The sequence below is a fragment of the Fusobacterium ulcerans genome, assembly GCF_003019675.1.
Classification (GTDB): Bacteria; Fusobacteriota; Fusobacteriia; order Fusobacteriales; family Fusobacteriaceae; genus Fusobacterium_A; species Fusobacterium_A ulcerans.
The window spans coordinates 3,054,646-3,079,854 of record NZ_CP028105.1; the positions used below are offsets into that span (position 1 = coordinate 3,054,646).

22 protein-coding genes and 2 CRISPR repeat arrays are annotated in these 25,209 nt (G+C 28.3%); of the genes, 4 read left to right on the forward strand and 18 right to left on the reverse strand.

All coding sequences use genetic code 11. From position 1 onward, the window contains the following. Positions 1-85: 85 nt before the first annotated feature. The 4 genes from C4N20_RS14085 to C4N20_RS14100 form a co-directional block, all read right to left on the reverse strand. Positions 86-1,168 carry a GDSL-type esterase/lipase family protein gene (locus C4N20_RS14085; RefSeq protein WP_106878598.1) on the reverse strand — a complete coding sequence of 361 codons (1,083 nt, stop codon included), beginning with the start codon at positions 1,166-1,168 and terminating at the stop codon, positions 86-88. 215 nt (positions 1,169-1,383) lie between these two features. After that, a complete protein-coding gene (locus C4N20_RS14090; RefSeq protein WP_005977447.1) occupies positions 1,384-2,403 on the reverse strand; it encodes an aspartate-semialdehyde dehydrogenase in 1,020 nt (339 codons plus the stop codon). Between the two features lie 12 nt (positions 2,404-2,415). Next, the gene (locus tag C4N20_RS14095) at positions 2,416-3,738 is read right to left on the reverse strand and encodes an aspartate kinase (RefSeq protein ID WP_005977445.1); all 1,323 of its coding nucleotides are present in this window, start codon (positions 3,736-3,738) and stop codon (positions 2,416-2,418) included. An 18-nt stretch (positions 3,739-3,756) separates the two neighbouring features. Continuing rightward, positions 3,757-4,929: a homoserine dehydrogenase gene (locus C4N20_RS14100; protein ID WP_005977443.1), complete on the reverse strand. Its 1,173-nt coding sequence runs from the start codon at positions 4,927-4,929 to the stop codon at positions 3,757-3,759. A gap of 114 nt (positions 4,930-5,043) precedes the next feature. Here C4N20_RS14100 and thrC point away from each other — a divergent pair, with 114 nt between their 5' ends. From thrC to C4N20_RS14115, 3 genes are read left to right on the forward strand one after another with little or no spacing between them, the layout of a single operon-like run. Next, a complete protein-coding gene (gene thrC / locus C4N20_RS14105; RefSeq protein WP_005977441.1) occupies positions 5,044-6,522 on the forward strand; it encodes a threonine synthase in 1,479 nt (492 codons plus the stop codon). Continuing rightward, the gene (gene thrB, locus C4N20_RS14110; protein ID WP_005977439.1) at positions 6,519-7,394 is read left to right on the forward strand and encodes a homoserine kinase; all 876 of its coding nucleotides are present in this window, start codon (positions 6,519-6,521) and stop codon (positions 7,392-7,394) included. Before thrC ends, thrB begins: the two co-directional genes overlap by 4 nt. A gap of 9 nt (positions 7,395-7,403) precedes the next feature. Then, complete coding sequence (locus C4N20_RS14115; protein WP_005977437.1) at positions 7,404-7,841, forward strand: ACT domain-containing protein; 438 nt, start codon at positions 7,404-7,406, stop codon at positions 7,839-7,841. An 84-nt stretch (positions 7,842-7,925) separates the two neighbouring features. Here C4N20_RS14115 and ptsG read toward each other — a convergent pair whose 3' ends face one another. Then, a complete protein-coding gene (ptsG, locus tag C4N20_RS14120) occupies positions 7,926-9,419 on the reverse strand; it encodes a glucose-specific PTS transporter subunit IIBC (RefSeq protein WP_005977435.1) in 1,494 nt (497 codons plus the stop codon). Between the two features lie 206 nt (positions 9,420-9,625). On the opposite strand from ptsG, the gene C4N20_RS14125 reads away from it, so the two are divergent. Next, the gene (locus C4N20_RS14125; protein ID WP_005977433.1) at positions 9,626-10,744 is read left to right on the forward strand and encodes a Mu transposase C-terminal domain-containing protein; all 1,119 of its coding nucleotides are present in this window, start codon (positions 9,626-9,628) and stop codon (positions 10,742-10,744) included. Between the two features lie 300 nt (positions 10,745-11,044). Beyond that, a CRISPR array of direct repeats spans positions 11,045-12,168; the repeat unit is 29 nt; unit sequence ATTTAAAAACTTCAAAGTTACTGTTATAC. 170 nt (positions 12,169-12,338) lie between these two features. Here C4N20_RS14125 and cas2 read toward each other — a convergent pair. The 13 genes from cas2 to C4N20_RS14190 form a co-directional block, all read right to left on the reverse strand. Then, complete coding sequence (gene cas2, locus C4N20_RS14135; RefSeq protein WP_005977429.1) at positions 12,339-12,623, reverse strand: CRISPR-associated endonuclease Cas2; 285 nt, start codon at positions 12,621-12,623, stop codon at positions 12,339-12,341. Beyond that, entirely contained in the window at positions 12,624-13,625 is a 1,002-nt protein-coding gene (gene cas1b / locus C4N20_RS14140; protein ID WP_005977427.1) for a type I-B CRISPR-associated endonuclease Cas1b, read from the reverse strand. 9 nt (positions 13,626-13,634) lie between these two features. Continuing rightward, positions 13,635-14,117, reverse strand: a complete 483-nt coding sequence (gene cas4, locus C4N20_RS14145) for a CRISPR-associated protein Cas4 (RefSeq protein ID WP_005977425.1) — start codon at positions 14,115-14,117, stop codon at positions 13,635-13,637. A gap of 13 nt (positions 14,118-14,130) precedes the next feature. Next, positions 14,131-16,716 carry a CRISPR-associated helicase/endonuclease Cas3 gene (locus C4N20_RS14150; RefSeq protein WP_005977423.1) on the reverse strand — a complete coding sequence of 862 codons (2,586 nt, stop codon included), beginning with the start codon at positions 16,714-16,716 and terminating at the stop codon, positions 14,131-14,133. Between the two features lie 7 nt (positions 16,717-16,723). Next, positions 16,724-17,479, reverse strand: a complete 756-nt coding sequence (cas5b, locus tag C4N20_RS14155; RefSeq protein ID WP_005977421.1) for a type I-B CRISPR-associated protein Cas5b — start codon at positions 17,477-17,479, stop codon at positions 16,724-16,726. 2 nt (positions 17,480-17,481) lie between these two features. Beyond that, on the reverse strand, positions 17,482-18,426 hold the full coding sequence (locus tag C4N20_RS14160; protein WP_005977419.1) for a type I CRISPR-associated protein Cas7: 945 nt from the start codon (positions 18,424-18,426) through the stop codon (positions 17,482-17,484). Positions 18,427-18,428: 2 nt separating this feature from the next. After that, positions 18,429-20,213: a hypothetical protein gene (locus C4N20_RS14165; RefSeq protein ID WP_005977417.1), complete on the reverse strand. Its 1,785-nt coding sequence runs from the start codon at positions 20,211-20,213 to the stop codon at positions 18,429-18,431. 18 nt (positions 20,214-20,231) lie between these two features. Further along, positions 20,232-20,927, reverse strand: a complete 696-nt coding sequence (gene cas6, locus C4N20_RS14170; RefSeq protein ID WP_005977415.1) for a CRISPR-associated endoribonuclease Cas6 — start codon at positions 20,925-20,927, stop codon at positions 20,232-20,234. 205 nt (positions 20,928-21,132) lie between these two features. Continuing rightward, positions 21,133-22,648: direct repeats of the CRISPR family, unit length 29 nt; unit sequence ATTTAAAAACTACTCAGTTAATATTCTAC. 181 nt (positions 22,649-22,829) lie between these two features. Continuing rightward, positions 22,830-23,441 (reverse strand): hypothetical protein, encoded by a 612-nt coding sequence (locus C4N20_RS14175; protein WP_005977413.1) that lies wholly within the window; start codon positions 23,439-23,441, stop codon positions 22,830-22,832. Continuing rightward, complete coding sequence (locus C4N20_RS14180) at positions 23,438-24,091, reverse strand: epoxyqueuosine reductase QueH (RefSeq protein WP_005977411.1); 654 nt, start codon at positions 24,089-24,091, stop codon at positions 23,438-23,440. The genes C4N20_RS14175 and C4N20_RS14180 overlap by 4 nt, the downstream gene beginning before the upstream one ends. A 77-nt stretch (positions 24,092-24,168) precedes the next feature. Beyond that, positions 24,169-24,597: an N-acetyltransferase gene (locus C4N20_RS14185; protein WP_005977409.1), complete on the reverse strand. Its 429-nt coding sequence runs from the start codon at positions 24,595-24,597 to the stop codon at positions 24,169-24,171. Next, positions 24,590-24,757 carry a hypothetical protein gene (locus tag C4N20_RS16545; protein WP_005977408.1) on the reverse strand — a complete coding sequence of 56 codons (168 nt, stop codon included), beginning with the start codon at positions 24,755-24,757 and terminating at the stop codon, positions 24,590-24,592. The genes C4N20_RS14185 and C4N20_RS16545 overlap by 8 nt, the downstream gene beginning before the upstream one ends. Before the next feature lie 99 nt (positions 24,758-24,856). Next, positions 24,857-25,207: an arsenate reductase family protein gene (locus C4N20_RS14190; RefSeq protein ID WP_197712123.1), complete on the reverse strand. Its 351-nt coding sequence runs from the start codon at positions 25,205-25,207 to the stop codon at positions 24,857-24,859. Between the last annotated feature and the right edge of the window lie 2 nt (positions 25,208-25,209).

Genomic DNA, 25,209 nt, shown 5'->3' on the forward strand with positions numbered 1-25,209 from the left:
TCTACAAAAGAGATGACTATAATATTATTGTAACTAAAAATTAAATATACATTTCAAAATTTTATTCAATAAATTTCACTCTATTTTATGAAATTTCCAATATTTCCTCTATAGATTTACCCGCTATCTTTTCAAAATATTTTTTGATATCATAAATAGCTCCCCATCTTTTAGTGGTATATTCATTTACCCCATATCTCATAGCCACATCTACAAATCTTTTTTCAAGAAAACAGAATCCATCTGGAAGAGCCAAACTGTCACACATTTGAGCTAATTTATCATAATCATCATAGACAACATCTTCTATAAATTTTTTCATAAACTCATAGTCCTCTTTAGAAATATCCCACTTTCCAATAGAAGTAGTTATATCTTTCAGCATAAAAGAGTGGGTTATACAAATTTGAGCTGCATTTTTCCAACCCTTAGACATACAGTAATTATACCCTTCCAGCATATGTCTTTCTTGAACTATTCCTACTCTTCTTCCTATATCATGAAGCAGTCCTATTACATATGCTTTTTCACTGTCCATATGAGGACAATGTTCAGCAATTCTTTCACATGCAAGAGCTGCATATTTTGAATGAGTTATCCACTGTCCCGGATTGAGTTTTCCTGCTTCTTCCAATTCTCTTTCAGCAGTTTCTCTATCTGGATAACCTCTCTCATCTTTTTTTATTTTATCTACAATTTCAATTAAAGCTTTATTAAAAACATCATATCCATCATTATTCAAATGAATTCCATCTACTGTATATTTATCTGCCAGCAGTTCTTTATCATTTAAAAGAAGATTATAGATATCAAAGAAATTTTCAGGATACAATTCTTTCAATTTTTCATTTAACATTTTTGATTTTATATTTATTCTTGGAGTATCACTTGGAAGCATACTTAACAATACCAGCTTTTTAAATCTCTTCCTAAGAATATCTACAGTTTTGCTGTAATAATTTAAAGTATATTCTTCCTTAAAGCTGCATAAAATATCATTTACCCCTACCAAAAGAATCCCGATATCTCCTTCTATTTCAGGCTTTTCTTCCAGAAGCCACAAGACATCTCTTGTCTTAAATCCAGCGTGTCCATAATTTATATACTTACTATTATAATTCCAATCTATGATGCTGTCACCCAGCATAACTATTTTTTCCAATGCCATATTATTTTCAGCCTCCTTACCTAACAATTAAATTATATTATAGATAAATTATAAAAACAATAAAATCTTATTGAAATTTCAGAAAGAAAATGTTAGTTTTTTATTATAAAATTTATTTTATATTTAATTGATTATCGGACTTTTAAATATAGCTAAAAATAAAATATCTGTAGTGAGTATTATTTCAACTTTTCTACAGATATTCTAAATTTATTCTATATCATTCCTTTTTTTATAAGTAGTTCACCTATTTGTACAGCATTAGTTGCTGCCCCTTTACGAACTTGATCTCCACAGCACCAGAGAGTCAATCCTTTTCCCTCATCATTAGTTATATCTTCTCTTATTCTTCCAACATACACAAGATCCTGATCGCTTGTATCTAAAGGCATTGGATATTTTTTATTATAAGGATCATCTACCAGCTTCACTCCATCTGCTTTGCTCAATATCTCTCTCGCTTTTGCAGCATCTATTTTATCTTTAAATTCAATAGTTATAGATTCTGAATGGCTTCTATATACTGGTACTCTGATACATGTACAATTTACTTTCAGCTTAGGATTTCCTAATATTTTTCTTCCTTCCTTCTGAAATTTCATCTCTTCTGAACTATATCCCTTTTCATCAAAGCCGCCTATTTGAGGTATCAGATTATATGCTATTTGATAAGGAAATGTTTCCATAACAAAGTCTTTACCTTCAGCTATAGCTTTTATCTCAGCATCTAATTCAGTTATTCCTCCGCTACCAGCTCCTGATACAGCCTGATAAGTAGATACTATCATTCTTTCTATTTCAGAATATTTATTTAGTTCATTTACTGCTACCAGCCCTATTATAGTTGCACAGTTAGGATTTGCAATAAGCCCTTTATGATTTTCTACAGCTTCTGGATTTACTTCAGGAACTATAAGAGGAACATCATCTGCCATTCTGTAGGCACTGCTGTTATCAATTACCACTGCACCATTTTCTATTGCAGATGGTATAAACTCCTTAGCCTGTTCATTCTCCACTGCTCCCAGTAATATATCTATTCCTGTGTAAATTCCTTTTTTAGCTTCCTCTATCTCATATTCTTTTCCTTTGAAAAACATTTTCTTACCTGCACTTCTCTTACTTGCAAAAAGTCTTATATTTTCTACTGGGAATTCTCTTTCTTCTAATACTTTCAGCATCTCTCTTCCTACTGCTCCAGTAGCTCCCAGTATTCCTACATTATATTTTTTCATCTCTGCATCTCCTTAAATAACAAAGTTATTGTATATAACATTTATAGCCTTTTCAAAGTCTTCATTTTCAACTCCAACTATAATGTTTATCTCGTCTGACCCCTGAGATATCATTCTGATATTTACTCCACTGTTTCCAATTGCAGCAAATAGTTTTCCAGACATTCCAGGTCTGTCAGCCATATTTCTTCCTACAGTAGCTATAAGACTTATGTTGTCTATAACTTTTACTTCTGAAGGTTCACATTCCTTTTTAATCTCTGCTACTATCTCATAAAGATATTTCTTTATATTTTCAGTAGCAACAACCAAGGAAAATGTATCTATTCCAGTTGGAATATGCTCTATGCTTACCTTATATTTCTCAAATATCTCCAAAGCTTTTCTTATAGCTCCTATCTCCCCTGACATATGGTCTTTATATATTGATATAACAGAGAAGTCCTTTTTTCCTGCTATTCCAGTTATAAAATAGTTTTTAGCATTTTTCAGCAGCTCATTATTCTCATCAACAATTATAGTTCCAGGGTTTTCTGGAGCATTTGTATTTTTTATATTGATAGGAATATTAGCTCTCTTTGCTGGTGCTACTGCATCTGTATGGAGAACATTAGCTCCCATGTATGAAAGCTCTCTCAATTCACTGTATGTTATTATTTCTATTCTCTTAGGGTCTTTAACTACATTAGGGTCAGCCATTAGTATTCCTGATACATCAGTCCAGTTTTCATAGATGCTGGCGTTTATACAATCTGCAACTATTGCCCCTGTTATATCTGATCCCCCTCTTGAAAAAAGTTTTATCTCACCATTTGGCAATGTTCCATAAAATCCTGGAATAACTCCCTTAGGGCTTCTTTCTACAGCTTTCTCCATTGCTTCTCTTGTCTTTGCTATATCCACTTTTCCATTATAATCAAAAAATATTACATTTTCAGCATCTATAAAATCATATCCTAAGTATTCTGCCATGAGCATCCCAGCAAGATATTCTCCTCTGCTCACCAGATAATCTCTGTTCATTCCCTTTTTCATTCTGCTTTTTATTATTCTGAATTCACTTTCCAGATTACATTTTAATCCCAGCTCATCCCTTATTTCCAGATATCTGTTTTCTATAATAGCAAACATACTCTCATAAGAAACTGAATACTTTATATGTGCATAACAAAGATACAGCAGATCAGTTATTTTGTTGTCCTCTTTAAATCTTTTTCCTGCTGCTGATACTACTACAATTCTTCTATTTTCATCATTTTCTATTATATTCTTAACTTTTTTAAACTGCTCTGCATCTGCTAATGATGATCCACCAAATTTTGCTACTTTTATCATTCTATTCTCCTTTAATTTCTAGTCCTCAAATCTAGCATAAAATATTCCCTCTTTTATATACTTTTCTGCTGTCTTTCTCATAGTATAACAGTCAATTTTTTTTGTTATATAAATAAGGTTTCCTGAATTCTCCAATTTTCTCTCAATAATATCTGAATTTTCTTTTTCAAATTCTTCATTATTAATTCTTACATAATATTTTCCAGATACAAGAGAACTGTCTTTAGTGAGTTTCTTTTCAAATTTTCTCTCTTTCAGCTTCCCTTTAGCCTCAATAATATCAATTATATCTTGTACTATTGCATTTCCAGTTGGGAGTTTTCCTGCTCCCTGTCCATAGAATTTAAGTTCTCCTATAGTTTTTCCATAGATAGTACCTATATTAAAATTTTGTGGTACTGCTGCTTCTATTCTTTCATTTTTAAAAATTACTGGCTCTACCACAGCACAATATTTATCTTCATATTTTTTACCTGCTGCAATAAGCTTTACTGTACAGTTAATATTTTTAAAATATTCTATATCTGTTTTCTGTATATTTCTTATTCCAAAGACATCTATTTCTTTTTCTGATACCTCACATTCAAAAGCCAGACTGGAAGTTATCAATAGTTTTCTCATTATATCTATTCCATCTATATCAGCAGAAGGATCACTTTCAGCATATCCTTTTTCCTGTGCTTTCTTCAATATTTCCTGAAACTCATATCCTTCCTTAGTCATATTATCTAATATAAAGTTGCTTGTTCCGTTAAATATTCCATATACCTCAGTTACTTCATCTATTCTCTTTACCTTCTCTAAAGACTTTATCCATGGAATACCCCCACAGACACTTGCTTCATATTCAAATGATACTCCATTTTCATAAGCTGTCTTGGTAAACTCCTTCAAATATGCAGCTACTACTGCTTTATTTGCAGTTACTACACTCTTTTTATTCTTCAAAGCTTTCATTATATACTCATATGCTGGGTGAATTCCTCCCATTACCTCAACTACTAGATCAATTTCTTTATCATTCAATATCTCTTCTGCATCTGTAGTTATTATATCCATAACTTTATCTTTCTCATCTTTTACAAGAATTTTTTTTACTTCTATGTCATCAAAAAAACAGGTTGAGGTGCTCTTAACTATCTCATATACTCCACTTCCTACTGTTCCAAAACCTAATAAACCTATTTTCATATTTTACCCCTTTCAAATTATTTTTTGTTTTTATCAGAAAAACACTTGTATTTATTTGAAAAACATTATATCATAGCAAGTAGGTAAATGCAATAAGAATTTGGAGGAAAATTTATGAACAGCAATTTTGAAAGTACAAGAGAAAAGAAAATACAATGCTCAGCTTCACAAGCTGTAATAAAAGGGATTGCCAATGATGGAGGCCTTTTTGTAAGAAGAGATATGGACAGTTTAAAAATAAATATCTCTGATTTAAAAAATAAAAAATACACTGAAATAGCTGAGATAATTATTTCTAAAATATTAGATGATTATCCAAAAGAGAGTATAAAATATTGTGTAGAAAATGCTTATGATAAAAAATTCAGCTCTGATGATATCACTCCACTAGTTAAAGTTGGAAATGATTATGTGTTAGAACTTTTTCATGGGCCTACTTCTGCTTTCAAAGATATGGCTCTGTCTATACTTCCTTATCTTTCTACAGAAGCTTTGAAGTTAAATGAAATAAAAGAAAAGATCCTTATACTTACAGCTACTTCTGGAGATACTGGAAAGGCTGCACTGGAAGGATTTAAAAATATTGATGGAATAAAAATATTAGTATTCTTCCCAAATGATGGTGTAAGTAAGGTACAAGAAAAGCAGATGGTATCACAGGAAGGAAATAACACATATGTCTATGCTATAAATGGTAACTTTGATGATGCCCAAAGTGAAGTAAAAAAAATATTTACTGATGAAGAAATCAGAGAAAAATTAAAAAAGAAAAATTATTCTCTTTCATCAGCCAACTCTATTAATATAGGAAGATTGGTTCCTCAAATAGTATATTATTTTTATTCATATATGAAATTAGTTGAAATGAATGAAATTACTTTAGGAGAAAAAGTTAATTTTACTGTTCCCACTGGAAACTTTGGAGATATCCTTGCTGGATATTATGCTGAACTTATGGGACTTCCTGTAAATAAACTTATATGTGCTTCCAATGAAAATAATGTCCTCTATGACTTTATAAAAACTGGTACATATGACAGAAACCGTCCATTCCACAAGACATTGTCTCCATCTATGGACATATTAATTTCCAGCAATCTGGAAAGACTTATCTATCATTTGAGTGGAAGCAATAATGAATATATCAAGTCACTTATGGACAAATTAAAATCCGAAGGAAAATACAGTGTATCTGATGAGATAAAAAACAGTATAGATAATTTATTCTATGCTGGATATACTAAGGGTTTACAGACAAGTGAAACAATTAAAAAAGTTTATGGAGAATATAATTATCTTTTAGATACTCATACTGCTGTGGCATATAGTGTTATGGAAGAATTTAAGCAGAAAGATCCTCACCATAAAAATATAGTCTTGGCTACTGCCAGTCCATATAAATTCAGCAAAGCTGTTTATGAATCTCTTTTTGGAGAAAATAATGCTGATGAGTTTAAAATTATGGAGCTGTTAAATGAAAAAACTAGAGTTCCTATCCCTGAAAATCTTAAAACTTTAAAAGATAAAAAGGATATACATACTTCTGTTATAAACAAAGAGGATATGAAAAACTGCTTTGAGGTGATATTATGATTACTATAAAAGTGCCTGCTACTACAGCAAATATAGGTCCTGGATTTGATACTTTGGGACTTGCTTTTAAGCTCTATTCATATTTTACATTTAAAAAGATAGAATATGGCATAAGAATTCTTGGATGCGAAGAAAAATATCAGAATGATTCTAACCTTGTATATACTTCATTCAAAAAAACTCTGGAAATTTTGAAGTATCCTGTACCTGGTATTGAGATAACTATAAAAAGCGACATTCCTGTATCAAGAGGACTGGGAAGCAGTGCTGCCTGTATTGTTGGGGGTGTAATGGGTGCAAATATAATTGCTGGAAGCCCACTATCTAAAGATGAAATATTTAAAATATGCAATGATATTGAAGGGCATCCAGACAACATAGCTCCAGCTCTTTTTGGAGGACTTACAGCTTCTTTGGTGGAAGAAGGTATTCCTTATACTGTTCAGTATAATATCAATGAAAATCTTTACTTCTGTGCATTGGTACCAGATTTTAGATTATCTACAGCAGAAGCAAGGAAGGTACTCCCTTCTGAAATTCCATATAAAGATGCAATATACAATATATCAAGGATTGCTGTCTTATTGAAAGCTCTTGAAAATGGAGACGACCTTCTCATAAAGAAATCACTTTCTGATACACTTCACGAAAAGTATAGAAATATTCTCATTCATGAATACGAAGAAGTAAAAGAAATTTGTGAGAAAAATGGAAATACTGCTCTTTTTATCAGCGGTTCAGGTCCTACTTTAATGAACATTGCTAAAACTAAAGATTTTCAATGGAAGATAGAATATGAAATAAAAAATCTAAAAAACAGCTGGATTATCAGAACATTAGATATAGATATGAAAGGAGCAGTTGTTTTATAGGAGGATATCATGAAAGAAAAATACCTTATAGTCAATAAAAAAATCCTTCCAGATTATTTTGAAAAAGTAGTTGAAGCAAGAAATCTTTTAACTGAAGGAAAGGTAAAAGGAATAAGTGATGCTGTAAAAATGGTTGGAATCAGCAGAAGTACTTATTATAAATATAAAGATTACGTTTTTCTTCCCTCTGATAACAGTATAGGGAGAAAAGCCCTTGTATCTATGATGCTTGAACATAAAAAAGGAGTGTTGTCTGAAGTTTTGAATTATCTTTCTTCTGTAAATGGGAATATAATCACAATAAATCAGAATATTCCTATTAATGAAGTGGCATCAGTTGTTATATCTCTGGATATTTCAGATATAACTATTCCTATTGAAGATATTATCAGTGGAATAGAGCAGATAAATTATGTAGGTTCAACAAAACTTCTTTCTTTAGAATAAAAATAAAAGAGGAGAATTTTAAAATAAAATTTATTTTAGTTCTCCTCTTTCTATTTAATGGAACAATCCCATTTCCCTTTTTTCTTAAATTCCTGTCATCTTTTTCAAATCATTACATATAAATTGTGCTTTTGAACCAAAAATAGCCTGAACTCCATTAGTTCCTACTTTCAGCACCCCAGAAGCTCCCAATTTTTTCAAATCTTTGTCACTTACTGTTTTTGTATCTTTTACTTCTACTCTCAATCTTGTTATACATGAATCAAGAGATACAAGATTATCTTTTCCACCTAAAGCTTCTAAAACTCCTACTGCAAGTTCATCTGATTTTATTTCATTACCTGAAGCTGAAACCTCTTCTATCACCGCATCTTCTCTACCTGGAGTCATCAGATTAAATTTTCTGATAGCAAATCTAAATCCAAAAAAATATACTACTGACAGACATAGTCCAACTACTATTACTAAATACCAGTTATTCTGGAATCCACTTGTTCCTGGAAGTACTCCAAAAGCTATATAGTCAATAAGTCCACCAGAGAATGTCATTCCAATTCTTACATTAAGCATATTCATCAACATAAATGACAGCCCTGCAAATATACAGTGTATTCCATAAAGAATAGGAGCAACAAATAGGAATGAGAATTCCAATGGCTCTGTTATTCCAGTCAGAAATGAAGTAAGAGCTGCTGAGAACAATATTCCTCCTACCAGCTTCTTATTAGCCGGCTTAGCTTCCTGATACATTGCTAAAGCTGCTGCTGGCAGTCCAAACATCATAAACACAAATTTTCCTGTAAGGAATTTCCCTGCCCCTTGATAAGTAGCACTTGAGAAATTAGTAACTCCATCTTTCAACATAGCAAACCATATTGCCTGATCTCCATTAACCACTTGCCCTGCTGCATTTGTATATTCCCCAAACTGATACCAGAAAGGTGCATAGAAAATATGGTGCAATCCAAATGGAATAAGTGATCTCTCTATTACTCCAAATATGAAAGTAGATACATTTGTATTTGTTTCATTAGCTAAATACGATAATTTTGCAAGCCCTATTTGAACTGGCTGCCATATAACCGGCATTGCAAGCCCTATTACAAAAGCTGCTACTGCTGTAACGATAGGTACTAATCTTTTTCCTGCAAAGAATCCTAAAAATGCTGGAAGTTCTGTTTTATAAAACTTCTTATAACATACTGCTGCAATTATACCAGCTATCAATCCTCCAAAAACTCCTGTCTGAAGTGTAGGTATTCCTAATACCATTGCATAAGACATATCTCCTGCTGCTATTCCAGCAGCTGCCCCTGATACGATTCCCATTGTTGTATTCATAATAAGTATTGCTACTACTGCTGATAGTGCTGCTACTCCGTCTCCTCCTACGAGACCAATAGCTGCTCCTATTGCAAATAGTAATGGAAGGTTGCTGAATATTACCTGCCCTGCTTGTTCCATCAGTGTAAATTGCAACTTGTTTCCAAAAGCAAGGAATAGTCCAGCAGCTGGTAATATAGCAACTGGTGTCATCAATGCTTTTCCAATTTTTTGTACTTCTGCAAAAATTTTCATTTCTCCTCCTGTTTATTCTACCCTTTTTTTATTTATTCTCTGTAATTGAAATAATAATATTTTTTCAAAAAAATGTCAAGTTTTTTTCAAATAAAATGAGCTCTTTTCAAAACAAACTATTCATTATAGAATGATTTGCATTTTTTCCCTAAATATAGTATTATCTATATAAGCAATATTTCAAAATATATTCTGGGAGAAAATAAATGGATACAGAAAAAGAATTACAATTACAGCGTTTCAAAATAATTGAGCCTTTTTTAAGAAAAGAAAAAAAATTAAAAGAGATAGAAGAAGAAACTGGTGTGTCATATGCTACACTAAAAAGATGGGTTAATGCCTACAAGAAAAACGGTATACTTGGACTTGATAAAAAACAAAGAACTGATAAAGATTCATATAGAGCTATTGATGAAGATGGAGTAGAATTTATAGAACAAATTTGTCGTGAAAGTAAGGAAACTAAAATTTCAAAACTTTATTCTTTCTGCAAAGAAAAGCTTTCAAGTAAATATAATATAAGCTACCCTACCTTCTATAGAATAGTTAGTAATTTAGATGGGTTTTTCAATAAATCTTCAAGCCTTCATATGAAGAAAATAAAAAAGGAAAATCAAGTTTATCTAGTTCTTGAAATTCCATTATATATCCTAGTATCTGAAGAGGAAAGTGAGCATAAAATAGTTCCTCAATTATTAATTTCTATTGATGTGGCTACATTAAAACCTATCAATCATGCTTTAAACTACAATACTTCAAGTATATATACCCTTTTGAGTTTTATCAGAGAGAGTATGCTTAAAGTATCAGTTAAGTCTGGAAAACTTGTAAAGCCGCAAGAAATTCTTGTTTCCTCTGAAAACATAAACAACAAGAAAATATTAAAAGAAATATATGACAGTACCTCAATAAAAATTACTGAATATTTTAGTGAAAATGAGGAAATCAGAAAGTTTGTTTCTTTTCTGGAAGAGGATATAGAAAAATTCTATTACCAAAATAATAAAATACTTTCTTATCAAAATTTAAAAAGTTTTCTTGATTCATATATTTATTTAGATAATCAAAAATATGATTTTGCTCTTAAATATGAGATGATAGAAGTTATTCCTTCTATTCGTGAACTTGATATTTTTCTTCAGGAAGCTAGTAGAAAAATAAGTAAATCTTCTTTGAGATTTAATAATTTTATCTACACTAACAATTCTTTAAATACTTTAGAAGGAAAAAAGGTTATTGTTAAATACAGCCCTCTTGATACTGAGATTTTGTATTTGTTTTTTAGAAATCAATTCTTAGGAACTGCTAATATTTCAGCTGGATAAAAATATACTGCACCTAAAATCTTAGATGGCTAAGATAAAGAGTGCAGTTTTTTAGTTGATTTAAAATAGCATATTTATTGAAACTATGGTAATATACCTTAAAGAGGTGAAATTATGAAACTATTAAAAAATATATTGATAGGTTTAGCAATCTTATGGTTTGCATGGGTATTCCTATTGCAAAGATTAGGAGAACTCCTGTTCTTTTTTAATGCCCCACCAGCATTACAAATAATAATAGTAGTTGCTATAATTATTATAATAAGGCTAATATGGGTAGATAAAAATAATAAACATTATTAAGAAAAACTTCAAAGTTACTGTTATACTCTGCATATACTCTTGTGGATCAAATGGATTTAAAAACTTCAAAGTTACTGTTATACAAAATTAGAAGTGCTGATGACCCAGCTCCTGCTGCATTTAAAAACTTCAAAGTTACTGTTATACTATATCTCAAAAACCTGTAACTTTAAAATGTTTAAGATTTAAAAACTTCAAAGTTACTGTTATACTTGGAGTAGAAACAGATGTAAATGAGCTAGATGATATTTAAAAACTTCAAAGTTACTGTTATACCAGTCTTTCCAGTTGAATGTCCTGAGGTAACAACAGATTTAAAAACTTCAAAGTTACTGTTATACTTTACCATAGCTCTATACCTACCTTTTTGTCGGTCATTTAAAAACTTCAAAGTTACTGTTATACTTAGGAATAGATATAATGCTGAATCCTGAAGCAGAAGATTTAAAAACTTCAAAGTTACTGTTATACAATTTTCACAAAGGATATCTTCCAATAGATGATTAATTTAAAAACTTCAAAGTTACTGTTATACGATATTTTGCTGCATAGTGCATAGAAAGGAGAAATAAATTTAAAAACTTCAAAGTTACTGTTATACTGGAGAAGAGAATTCAAGGGAAGTTGAAAATGATAAATTTAAAAACTTCAAAGTTACTGTTATACAAAGTCTTATTTTCCAACCTCTTTCCCCCAAAAAAGATTTAAAAACTTCAAAGTTACTGTTATACATAGTTACTTGTAAAAAAGAACTTGAAGAAAATGCTTATTTAAAAACTTCAAAGTTACTGTTATACTTTACACTGCTTTTTAAAGCAGAAGCTCCAAGAAGATTTAAAAACTTCAAAGTTACTGTTATACCCTTACAGTTAAATTTATATAGTTTATTATTTCTGATTTAAAAACTTCAAAGTTACTGTTATACAAGCAGAAGAGGTGGAAATTAAAATATCTGAAAAATATTTAAAAACTTCAAAGTTACTGTTATACTAGTAGAATATTAACTGAGTAGTTTTTAAATGCCAAATTTAAAAACTTCAAAGTTACTGTTATACTAGAAAATAATCTTACTTCACATTTTAAAAATATTATATTTAAAAACTTCAAAGTTACTGTTATACCTTCATCAAATAAGCATTTTATTTATTCTTTTCCATTCTTAACAAAGAATTTAAGAATTTTTTACCACTTTTTTTCCAAGAGAGAGAAAAAATTCAGCAATTAATTTTTTTCTTCTCATTCTCCTTTAAAATCATCACTTCATAAATTCATCTGTTTTTTAACTTGGAAATCATATAAACATATTTTCATCATCTTTCCAAGGTGTTCCTATTATTTCCTCATCAAAATAATGTTCACTTACCAGTTTCACAATGCTTATAAAATCTTCCTTTTTATCAATTATATCCTTCAATTCTAAACGTAGTTTTATTAAATTACTAGGTGTAATCTCTCCACGAAATACAGATCTTTGATGGTGACTCAAATATTTTTTACATATTTTGAAAACCTTATTTACTCTCTTTTCATTTATATCATAGAAAAGAAATATATAGTTATAGTTTTTACCTTTCATCTACATCTTTTCCTTTATAGAGAACGGAACAAACTCTTTTCCCTCTAATAAAAATTTTATTAGCTTATATGCATCATATTTTACAGCAGTTATATAGCTAACCTTTCTCTTCAAAATAGGGTGTTCAAAAGTTTCATTCATCCTATCTTCCAAAGCACCTAAAAATATTTTTTTACCATCTTCATTTAAAATACAATAATTCAAACTCTTTTCAAAATGTTTTTCTACATTCAATTTTCTGTTATTTACACATTCAAAAATTGTTCTGAATACAATGATTGGTTTAAAAACCTCTGATAAATCTAAAGATAATGAGAATCTTCTCTCAGATGGTGAATGTAAAAAGCTTATTGTCTGCTCTAAGTGTGTTTGATAAATTTGCCCAATAGTTTTAGTATATAGAATTGAATTTCCAAAAGAAATTAAAGCATTTATCGGATTATCTGGTGGCCTTTTAACCCTTTTATTCATAATAAAATCCTCTCTTAAAAAGATTTTAAAACTATCATAAAATTTTGCCCAAATCTCTCCTTCTACTGCCATTATCTCATTTATATCATTACTCTCATTCAATCTTCTTTCTACATCATTAGAAAGCCACTCTAAATATTCTTTTAACTCTTTTTTATCATGACGATAATAGTGATAAAGTAGTTCATAAATATTTTTACCAATTCCCTGTACAATACTTTTTGCTATAGTTTCTTTATGATTCTTATGAGCTTCTACCTGTTTTATTACTAACTTTCCACTGACATATTTCTCTCTTGGATAAAATGTTCCAGAATATCCCTCGTAGTGATTAAAAAAATGTAATGTAATACCATGCTTAGCTAAAAAATCAAAAAGCTTTGTATTCACAGAAATTTCGTCTAATGCAAATATCTCTTTAACTCCTTCAATAGGAATATATGTTGTTTTACTTTCGTTTTTAAAACACAGCGAATTGTCTTTTCTTTCAAGACTTCCTTTACTCAAAATATACTTTGTTCCAGCTCCCATATACACTCCTTAAATATAGCAATATGAATAATATGCACATTTTTTACATTTATTATTTTTTTCAACTGGTGGTAATTCATCCTGCTCAACTAATTTTTCTATTTCCTCTATTATATTCTTGATATATGTCTCATTTTCAGCAGTAAGTTCAATCTCATAGCTTTTTTTCGAAGATTTATTTTTTTCTATTACTTCTATTTTCCCTTTTTTATCTATTCCTTTTTCTTTTAATTTCAAGAGATAATAAAGTACCTGCATTTTTGCTGCTTCAATATCTGCATCTGATTTTTTTATCTCTATTAAATAATCTTTTTTTATTTTATCTACTTTGATATTTTCTACAGTTATTTCATCAGTCTTTTTCTCTTCATGCATAGCTTTTCCAATTTTTACTAATTCACTTTCATCTTCCATATTTATTCTATTGTAATGCATATAGCATTGCCTTTTACAATGAATAAAATAATTTATAATTGTTCCATTTATAGGCATAGACCCTCCATAGTTACAATATCATTTCAGTATCTTCATCTGATTGTAGCTTCTTTCTATCAAATTTTCCATTTACAAAATATTTTTCTCCATCTCCAATATACCTAATATTATCTCCAATACTTTCCTGATAAGATAATTTACGTGTCATTTCCACAGGAATATTATATGAAAATAGATCTACTTTCTCCATTACTTTAGATAATTTTACCCTTCTTTCAGCATATCCCATTTCATTATTTAAAAGTATTTCTTTAAAATCATTCCATACTTTATTTCCTAATATCTCTTCTCCTTCTATATTTATGTTTCTAGAGAGAAATATCATTTTTGTTCTTCTATCATCTGCTATTAATTTTAATCTTTTATATATTTCCTCAAAATTTAGTTGGACAACTTTGTCTTTTCTAAAATCATCTATATTTTCTTCTTTATTTTCATCCTTAGAAAATTTTTCTAACGCCTCTAGAATTATAGTATAGTATTCATTAAAATTCTTATTTTTAAGAATCTCTCTCATCTCTTCATTCATGAGTGTAAATCTATCCTGTATTCTCACATCTCCTTTATAGATATCTCCTCCATCATCTAATTTGAAAAAATAGGCTTTACAATTTTTTTTCTTACAAGAACGATTAATTCTTCCTAAAAATTGTTCATCAGCATCCAATATAGATATATTTTTGAATCCAATATCCATATCTATATCCACTCCTGCTTCAATTACCTGAGTTGCTACTAATATCATACTTTTTCTTTCTTTATTTTTTGCTTCTTTTATTATTCTTTTTCTTTCAGCTTTATTATCATCACCAGTTATTAAGAAAATATCTTCTTTGCATACTTCATTGCTTTCTAATAATTTCTTGTAGAACTCAAAAGCAGAAGCTTTTTTAATAAATTCCACTACTACTTTTTGGTTCTTATGTTTTTCAAAAATAATTTTTTCTATTTTTTTTAATAGTTCTTCTCTCCCATATTCTTTCTCTAAAAGACAGAAATCCAAAGACACCCTTTCTCTAAATATTGAATTACTATAGTACTTTTCTCTGTTAGTTATAAGAGATGGAATTTTTGCCTCTTGGTCTAGTAAAAATGATAAGTTTGGAAGTGTTGCAGACATAATAATTATTTTAATATTTAAAATATCTGCATATTTTTTTAAGAATATAATTATCTCTTTCCAGATTTTATTTTTATAACTTTGTATTTCATCCATTATCACTACACTATTAGCTAAATGTGGGAGAGCAAAACTACTCTCCCTGTCAATTCCAAATAAAGTTTCAAAAAAATGGACATGAGTTGTCAAGACTATTGGAGAATGTATAAATTGTCTGTTTAATAGTGATCTTTCATAATCAATATTATCTTTTTTATACTCTTCTTCACTTTCAACTTCTTTTATAGGAGTTATTGAATTTATTACTGAAATACTCTCTTCTAAAGGTGAATTTTGAAATATTTCCCTCAAAGATGAATTTGTTTGCTCTACTAAAGTATTAAATGGAAATATGTAGAATATTTTATTCAATTCTCTATTTTTTTCCAATAATCTCAATGCCAGATTAACAGAGGTAACAGTTTTCCCCGAACCAGTTGGAGCTTCTAAAAACACAATATTCTCTTTATTAACCATTTCTAAATTTTTTTCTGCTTCTATAAACATTTCGCTTCTATAGCAGTTTATATTATCTTTTTTAAAATATTTCCCTGTTTCCTGATGTAATTTGATCCCTTTATATATTTCTGTACTATTAAAAACAGATCTATATTCATCAATATTTGTCAAAAGATTTAAGTTATCTATTGGCTTTCCAGAGCTATACTCACTTGTAGCATAGAAATCTGATGATACTAATAAAGAATACAATAGTTTTGTGTAAATATAGTAGTCAATAGAATTCCAGTCTTTATTTTCAACATATTTATTCCATTTTTCCCCATTTATTTTTAATTTTTCAAATATTTTAAAAAACTTTCTACTTGCTTTTATTGAAAGTTTTAAATTAGGACAATAATTATTTACCTCATCAAACAGTTCTTTATATCTTTCATAATTTGTTGTTATCTCACAAAAGAAATCCTCATTTAAATTTTTAGTTGAAGAATGGTGTCTTGATATAACATAAGAATTCAATACAATAAAGACAAAACATTTAAAAATATCATCATTATTCAATTTATTTTCTGAACATAACTTAATAAGCTTATTAGCAAAATAATCAATATATATTCTTGCAGATAAGTTAGAGTGTCTTTTACTTTGACATAAAAGAACTCTTTCAAATATATCATTTCTCATTTTATCAATTTGGAAATTTATATTTAATTTACCAATATCATGCATACAAGATGCATTAATTATCATTTCATTCCAAAATTTTTTCACAGTTTCATTTTGACCAAAAAATTTTTCTGCGAGTTTATCAAAAACTATTTTTAAATTTTTATCTTCATATATTTTTTTATTATATTTTACGACTAAATCGGAATGTTCTAATAATGTCTCTGAATTCTTTCTATCTGATATATGAGCTAAAATTTTATCTTCATCTTTTACATATTTTTCTATTGAAAAAAGTTCTTCTTCAAACATGTTCCTCCTAATAGAATTCTATTATTTGATTATTTACTTTTGCAAAATTACTTTTATCCTTTAAAATACATTTTTTATTAGTAAAAATTAAAGTCTCAACCACATATTGATTAGAAATATTATGAAGGGAAAGAGGTAATTTTTCTTCATATTTATAATCATATTTTATCTCATCTTCTTCTGGTGCCAGAAAATCAAGTTCCTCTTCCTCAGAAAATCCTTCTATACTTTTTTTCATAAATAGAGAATTTATCTCACTTTCATCTTCTAAAAAGTTTTCTCCTTGAAGTATCTCTACATCATTTATTGTTGCCAAATGATCATTCTTTCCAAGATATACTGTATATTCAAAATTATAGTTCTGCATTCTTTCTTTCAATTCTTTATGAATATCTGTATCCTCTATTTTTATAAAAATATCCCATTCTACATCTTCCAGCCACTGCTCTTTAACAATCAGATTTCCACCCTCTTCGTTACTTGCATATCCTACTGAATTATTAAAAAACTGGATTTTTTTTGAAAAACTTCCATTAGTATTTTTAGGCATGATAGAAATTTTGATATCTTTTAATTTTTCATAAAACTCTGGATATTCCTTTTCTCCTTGTGAATTATATCCTCCATAGCCCATTACAGCTCCTAATAGCCCCAATAATGAAACCTTATGTATGTGTCCATAAGAAAAATATACATAAGAATTGACTTCTGGAATTTTAAAAAAAGCTGTTCTTCCACTTAAGGTAAATTTTAATATCTCCATGATTATACCTCTTTTCTAGTAAAGATATTATATTCTTTAGCTCCTTTTATATCATGTTTTACTTTCACATTTAAAGTATTGTAATATATCTCTACAGATAAAATATTATCTTTGAATTGATTTATAAGCTCATCAAATCCTAATTCTATTACATCACAATTTTTTTCTTTAGAAAATTTTATATATTGAGCCAGTTCTGGAAGATAATATCCCTCTTTTACTTCTATAAACAACGCAAACTCATTTTCACATCCTAATTTTGAGTTTGAATTAAAGAAAGTAGCTGAAGTTAGAGCTGCATCTTTAAATTTCTTATAGTCCTCTTCTGTGTATCCTTCAGTCATTCCCATTTTTACAAAATCTCTATACACTTGTGGATTAATCACAAATGGATAAAAATAGTGAGCCTCATTGCTTACTATCTTTGTTCCCAAAGTTGATTGACTAGCTTCTCCCATTATTCCATCCTTGCTACCATCTCTAAATGGTGACAATATTTGTTGTTCTTCTGTATATGTATCTGCATATTTATTAAATCCTTGTCCTATCTGAACTGCCCCTGTAATAGATACATTATTTTTTTCTTCCGCAAAAGTTGCCCCAAAATTCTTTACATCTATTGCTTTAAAAAGATTTTTTATTACATTAGTTTTATCTTTTTCTACTTTTAAATTAGCTTCAAATATTTCATCATATCTCTCTCTTAATGATTTAGGTCTTACTCCTATTTCTCCTTTTTTTCCTTCTCCACTATCTACCTTCATACTTTTTATATATAGAACCTTTTCTCCCATACTTTCCCACATTTTTTTCATTGGATATTTCAGGGCCTTATCACTTCCAAATACTTCTCCTGATGAAGTTGTTTTAGGAAATCCTGTAAAATCTGCATTCCAATTGGCCATCATTGATCTTATTCCTATTACACCATATATTCTATTTTTCATAATTATTCATTCTCCTCCCCATTAGTTTCTTTAGTTTCATTATTAGCTTCATTTTCTTCTTTAGCTGATTTTTCATAAATCAATGAGTCAGCTAAATATCCTCCTAATAACCTATCCATATTTATTTTTTCACTCTCAGTCTCATATCCTAATACTCTTTCATAAAGAGTATTAAATTTTATACTGTAAAAACCTATATCATAAGCATATTTTCTAAAAAGTTTATAAATTTCTCTTTTTAACCCTTCAATATCTCTATTTTCAATAATTCTTACTGCCAATTCATGTGTTTTTACAGTTATTTTATTTCTAGAAATTAAAAATTTTGCTAATTGCCCTAAAGCGAAGAAATATTCTTCATCATTTTCTATTTCTCCTACACCAGTTTCAAATATATTTCTAAACTTTTCTTTTATTTCTTGATGTTTATTCACAGTCATACCCCTTTCTTTTTTTATACTATCGTCTATACTAGTCATTAAATTAAACATGTCATATGCTTCTGTTATATAATCTTTTTTACACAAAGAATTTTTTATAAGTTCTAAAAATATTTCTTTATAATTATCAGCAAATTTTTTCATGTCTCCTTTATATATTAGTTCAAAAAAGATTTCTCTATATCTATTTGCCACATTTCTTATTCTTTCATCAAATACTTCTAATTCTCCAAAAATCATTCCATAAAGTTTTCCATCAAATAAAAGACTATTCAATCTAGCAGCTAATTCAAAGTTTTTACTTATTGAAATTCCATATTCTAATTTACTATTTTCCCCATTTCCTAAGCAGTCTAATATTTTTATTTCAGGATAAATTTCAGCTTTATAATTTGGAATAATATCATATCTCTCTATTGCACTTTCACTTTTATCTTTTCTTATTCTTAGATAGTACCCAGTGAAATCATCACTCAAAGACTCTCTATTTCCCAAAGGAATTATTTCTTTTTTATCAGATGAAATATATATATTTCTTTTTCCTGAATTTGCCATATTATAGATATAGTCAAAGAATTTTTTTTGCTTAAATACCTCTTCTTCATTCAATAAATAAGGAACAGTATATTTTTCTTTTCTTGTTTTATTTTCTAAATATGGTTTTTTAGAATTCAAATTGAGATTATTATTTGGCAATCCATAAGTTTCATCATTTATTATTACATTATAGTCTACACTGTTGTATATATTAGGAATAACATATCTCTCATTCTCTTTCTTATACTCTTCTATATCTTCATCAAAGAATATCTTGATATATTCCTTCCCATCTTTTATTTCTTCTTTTATCTTATATAGATTTTCTTTAATCCATTCATAATTTTTTTGAATCTTTTCTTCTGAAGGTTTTCCTAACTTTTCTTCAAGTTGTGCATATACCCTTTTCTTTTCCCCTTTATCATATTTGAGAAATGGATTTTTTAAAATTTCATAATACTTCTCTATACTTTCTTCTAATTCTTTTTTCTTTTCACTTAGAACATTATTCTTAACAAAAAAAGATAGATAATTGTTAGAATGAATTTGTTTTTTTCCATCAATTGGTTTATTCATATCTAATAATCTACTTAAATAATCTCTTTCTGCTAAATATTCATAATCTTCTATAGTTCTTCTATTTAAATTTTCTTCTATTTTTTTTGTTCTTTCTATTTTTGTATGCCTATAACTTCCATTACTTTTAACTATAAAATAGTCACCTGGCTCTAATTCATAGCTGTCTGTTATAAATCTTTCTCCTTTTTCATTGTATATTTCAGTAAAGATTTCAACACATTCTCGTAACAAATAATCTCACCTCCTCTATTATACCCATCTTGGATTCACATAAGAAAATCCTCTTGCATTCATCTCTCCCAGCCCTACGCTCAGGCATAGAAAAGCTAATTTTTGAGCAGTTTCATTTTTAGCAATTCCCAGAACAAGCTTATCTCCAAGTAGATTAATATTCTTGTATTTTACTTTCACAGGAACTCTATTTTTAAATTCAATAAAATTAAATAAATCAATATTTTCATCTAATTCCTCATTAAAAATAGAATTATATTTTTTTATTATATTTAGCTTTAATCTATTTTCATACTCTTCCAATGTAATATTCTTTTTCCAATATCCATTTTCTGTTTTCAGTATCGTAGGTGTAACAGAAACAAGCTTATCAATATATCTATATTCCATTTCCCTCTCTTTGATTACTAATCCTTTTAATTCCTTCGTTATATTATCTTTTAAATATTTCATAAAATGCTCTTTTAATTTTTCAGAAATAGTTCTTATCTGTATTGTATATATTTCTCCAGCATTATACTTTTTAGTATTAACTTTTACTGGATAAAAAGAATTAAAACAATACTCTTTCACTTTTCTATCTTTATGATACTCTTTCCAGTACTCATCCTTATCAAAAGTAGAATCTATAAAAGCAGCTATTTTTTCTATGGTTTTATATGGTTCTATATCTTCTAATAAAAAGACTTTCAATTCTAGAATCCAACTTTTCATTTAATCCCTCCCTTTTAGTCCTCAATAATAATTATACCTCATTTTTTGATAAATAATAGACTTTAATTCGAAAATTTTAATTTTTTTTATTTGGTTTATCCTCTCCTTTGATTTTAAATTTTTTAATGTGAAAAAGATTGTTTCACACTTTTTCTTTACTATTCTATTTGGCTGTTTTTTACAAATAAGTTTTTGCTTAAAGTATATTTAAAAACTACTCAGTTAATATTCTACTCAGAAGCTTTTAAAAATCTAGAATTTGGAATATAATTTAAAAACTACTCAGTTAATATTCTACTAATTATAGTTCAGAAAATTTTAATAAAGAATTGAAATTTAAAAACTACTCAGTTAATATTCTACTGGCTACATATTTACTAGAATAATCTATAAGCGAATTTAAAAACTACTCAGTTAATATTCTACCCCTCTATAAAATAGAGGAGATAGCTTCTAAAACTTATTTAAAAACTACTCAGTTAATATTCTACAATAACTGCCTTTCAAGAGTGCTTAATGTTAACACAATTTAAAAACTACTCAGTTAATATTCTACTGCTTCACAATTCCGAAAAAGCTTTCTGGAAAGATAATTTAAAAACTACTCAGTTAATATTCTACGTGTACTCATAGCCAAAGTACTTCATAGAGCTTTTTATTTAAAAACTACTCAGTTAATATTCTACGTCATTGATCCACTTGCCATGGCCGTTGCTATAGAATTTAAAAACTACTCAGTTAATATTCTACAGAGAAATAATCATGGACACTCTACCCTAAATACATATTTAAAAACTACTCAGTTAATATTCTACTTTTACAAATTTTTTCTCAACAGAACTTTTTTTCTCATTTAAAAACTACTCAGTTAATATTCTACGAACTGATATAAACGAAATTTTAAAGGTATCTACATTTAAAAACTACTCAGTTAATATTCTACGTTAGGAATAGGATTTGTTTATTTATATAAAAAATCATTTAAAAACTACTCAGTTAATATTCTACAGCTACTGGAGCAGTAAGGACAATAGGAGATTTTTTATTTAAAAACTACTCAGTTAATATTCTACTTTTTTGCTTTTTCTCTCTCTTTTCCCCAGTAATAAATTTAAAAACTACTCAGTTAATATTCTACACCTTTTAGATTCTCTAATTTGTCAGAATTTTGTTTATTTAAAAACTACTCAGTTAATATTCTACAGAAGAGAAGTTATCAAGACAGCAAAGAACTTTGGCATTTAAAAACTACTCAGTTAATATTCTACTATGAAAGAGATTAAACATGATGATGAATGGCTTTGATTTAAAAACTACTCAGTTAATATTCTACATATTAAAAAATTAAATTTATAAAAAAATTAAGGAGATTTAAAAACTACTCAGTTAATATTCTACTAATAATATAAAATAATTATTTAAGAGACTAAAAAATTTAAAAACTACTCAGTTAATATTCTACGGGTAATATCCCCAGATAAACTAGCAGATATAGAAAATTTAAAAACTACTCAGTTAATATTCTACTTAGTCCATGTTACAGGATTGTTCAAAGTTCCTAATATTTAAAAACTACTCAGTTAATATTCTACTGGAGAATATAAGTTTATAAATGCAATAGAAGTCAAATTTAAAAACTACTCAGTTAATATTCTACTCTTCACTTGTAACATTCCCAAGTGCCTCTACCCCATTTAAAAACTACTCAGTTAATATTCTACGCTCATAAAATCAAACTTCACAATATTTATCAATCTCTCTATTCATGATTTTATCAAGCTTTTCCTTCTTTTTTTCCAAGTGCAGTAAAATTTTTATAAAATAATTTTTTCCTTCCAAATTGCTCTTAAAATATACCTTAGAAAAAATATTCAATTTTCCAGCTTGGAAACTTCTTTATTTTTAATCTACTAAATTCACTCCATACATAATTCCTAGTGACCCTTTTTTTATCTTAATATTCATAGTCTTTTTCCCTAAATATTTATCATAAAAATCCTTTTCAATAAGGAATTTTACTTCCTCGCCATTTACATCTGCTATCATATAGTAAAAATTTATATAATATTTACTTCCTGGTTTTTTAAAATATTTTTTCTGCTCTATAATCATTTTTATAATTTTATAGTCTTTTTGCTCTCCCTTGCTCCCTATTCTATTGATAAAAAACTTTATTCTCATATAGATATATTTAGCAATAAAGCTTCCCAGCCATAATCCTATACAGAGTGATATCGTTCCTTTTAATGCAATTACCTCTTTTGTTGATACAACCTCTCCCTGTAAGTAATACTGGCAGTAGAAGATAAAGGCTGAAACTAAAAGCCCAATTACAATAGGGGAAAATCTTCCTATTCTGTCTTCAAACATAACTACTTTCCATGTAGAAAAATATATCATTATTGGGATTATCATCAATCCAAAGTAATAGTGATGATTAATACCTAGTAATAAAAATAGCAATAAAAAGCAAATTGAAATGTTTTTTACAGTTTTTTCTGAAAAGTTTTTCATCTTTCTCCTCCATCTTTTTCTTTCTTCTCTTTTTCTATTTTTTCTCTTTCTACCTTGGAAAATATACAGCCACAATAGTCTTGTCTGTACAATTCATATTCCTTTGAAATTTCAATTGATCTCAAATATCTGCTTTTCTTTTTGAAATCTCCATTGAGAAATTTGATACCATATTTTTTTCCAAGTTCTTCTCCTATTTCATTTATCCATTGAGCATTTTTCATAGGACTTATGCTCAACACAGTTGTAAAATAGTCATAACCCAACTCCTGAGCTTTTTTCGCTGTTTCTTCCAGCCGGAGATTATAGCACTGATGGCACCTTTTCCCTCCTTCTCTTTCATTTTCCAGTCCCTTTACCTTTTGAAAAAAATCAATCTCAGGATTATATTCACCTTCAACTACATTTATTTTATATCCTCTTTTTTTATGATACTCTTTCTGTTCCTCAAGTCTTTTCAGATATTCCTCTTCAAAGGTTATATTAGGATTAAAAAAATATACTGTTATTTCAAAATACTCCTGTAAAAATTCTAAAATTGCAGAACTACATGGAGCACAACATGAATGAAGTAAAAGTCTAGGCTTATTTTCACTTTTTTTTATTTCTTGCAATTGATTTTCCATTGCTAAATCATAGTTAATTTTCATTATTTAAACCTCCAATATTGATTATATCATAGGTTTGTTTTTTATCAAAGTTCTCCAACACAAAAATGGAAGAGAGTTTATCTCTTCCACTCCATTAAATGTTCTTTTTCATTTGTCTTTTCATCAATCTCTGTATTAGTTATTTTAAATCCTGATTTAAGATAGAAATTCATTGCTCTTACATTTCTATCATATACTGCCAGCTGTAATTTATCATGATCTGCCTTTAAAAAATCAATTATTTTACTTCCAATACCTTTTCTCTGGCAGTCTACTTTTAAGAATAATCCACCTATGAATATATTTTCTATCAAACTTACAAAACCTTTTATCTCTCCATCTTCTTCAGAAACATAAGTATCTGAATTTGGCAGATAATTATTTTTTACATTATCATAATTTTCCAGCCAATATTCATCTGGAATAAAGTTTTGAGCCTCCATTGTTGATTCTTTCCATAATTCCATAACTATATCAATATCATCATTTCTTAAATTTCTAATCATTCTTCTCCTTTTTCATCTTTTTTAATTCTTCTATTTGGGCACTTAATTTCTTATATTTTTTGAGAAGAGCATTTCTTTCTGGTTCATAATCACACTCATGTAGTTCTTCTTTCAGTTCATCGATCATTTTTTCCAGTTTTTCAATTTCTTCTTTACTCATCTTCATCATCCTCCACAAGATTATTTACCCTAATATCTTATATACCTTTGGAAATGTAAAAAATCAATAGCCTTTCTTAATTTATTTTAAATAAAAATTTTACTTTAATTTTGCTATCCATTCTTTCCATATTTCAGGCTGATAACCTAATGTTGCTTCATTTTTAAATCTTCCAATAGGACTTTTAAATAAAATCGGATTTTCCAGTAAAGTTTCTTCTAAATCAAATACCATATACTGAAGATTTCTTTTTTTATATTCTGTTCCCTCTGTATCAATTAATTCTTCAAGAGGATATTTATTAATTATACTTTTTAATTCTCCTTTAGATGGAGCTTTTTCTTTTAAGTTTATAAATTGGATTTTTATTCCTCTCTCCTTAAAAAATCTCTCAGCTTTCTTTGAATCATTGCAATTTTTCTTTCCAAAAATCTGTATTATTATATCAATCC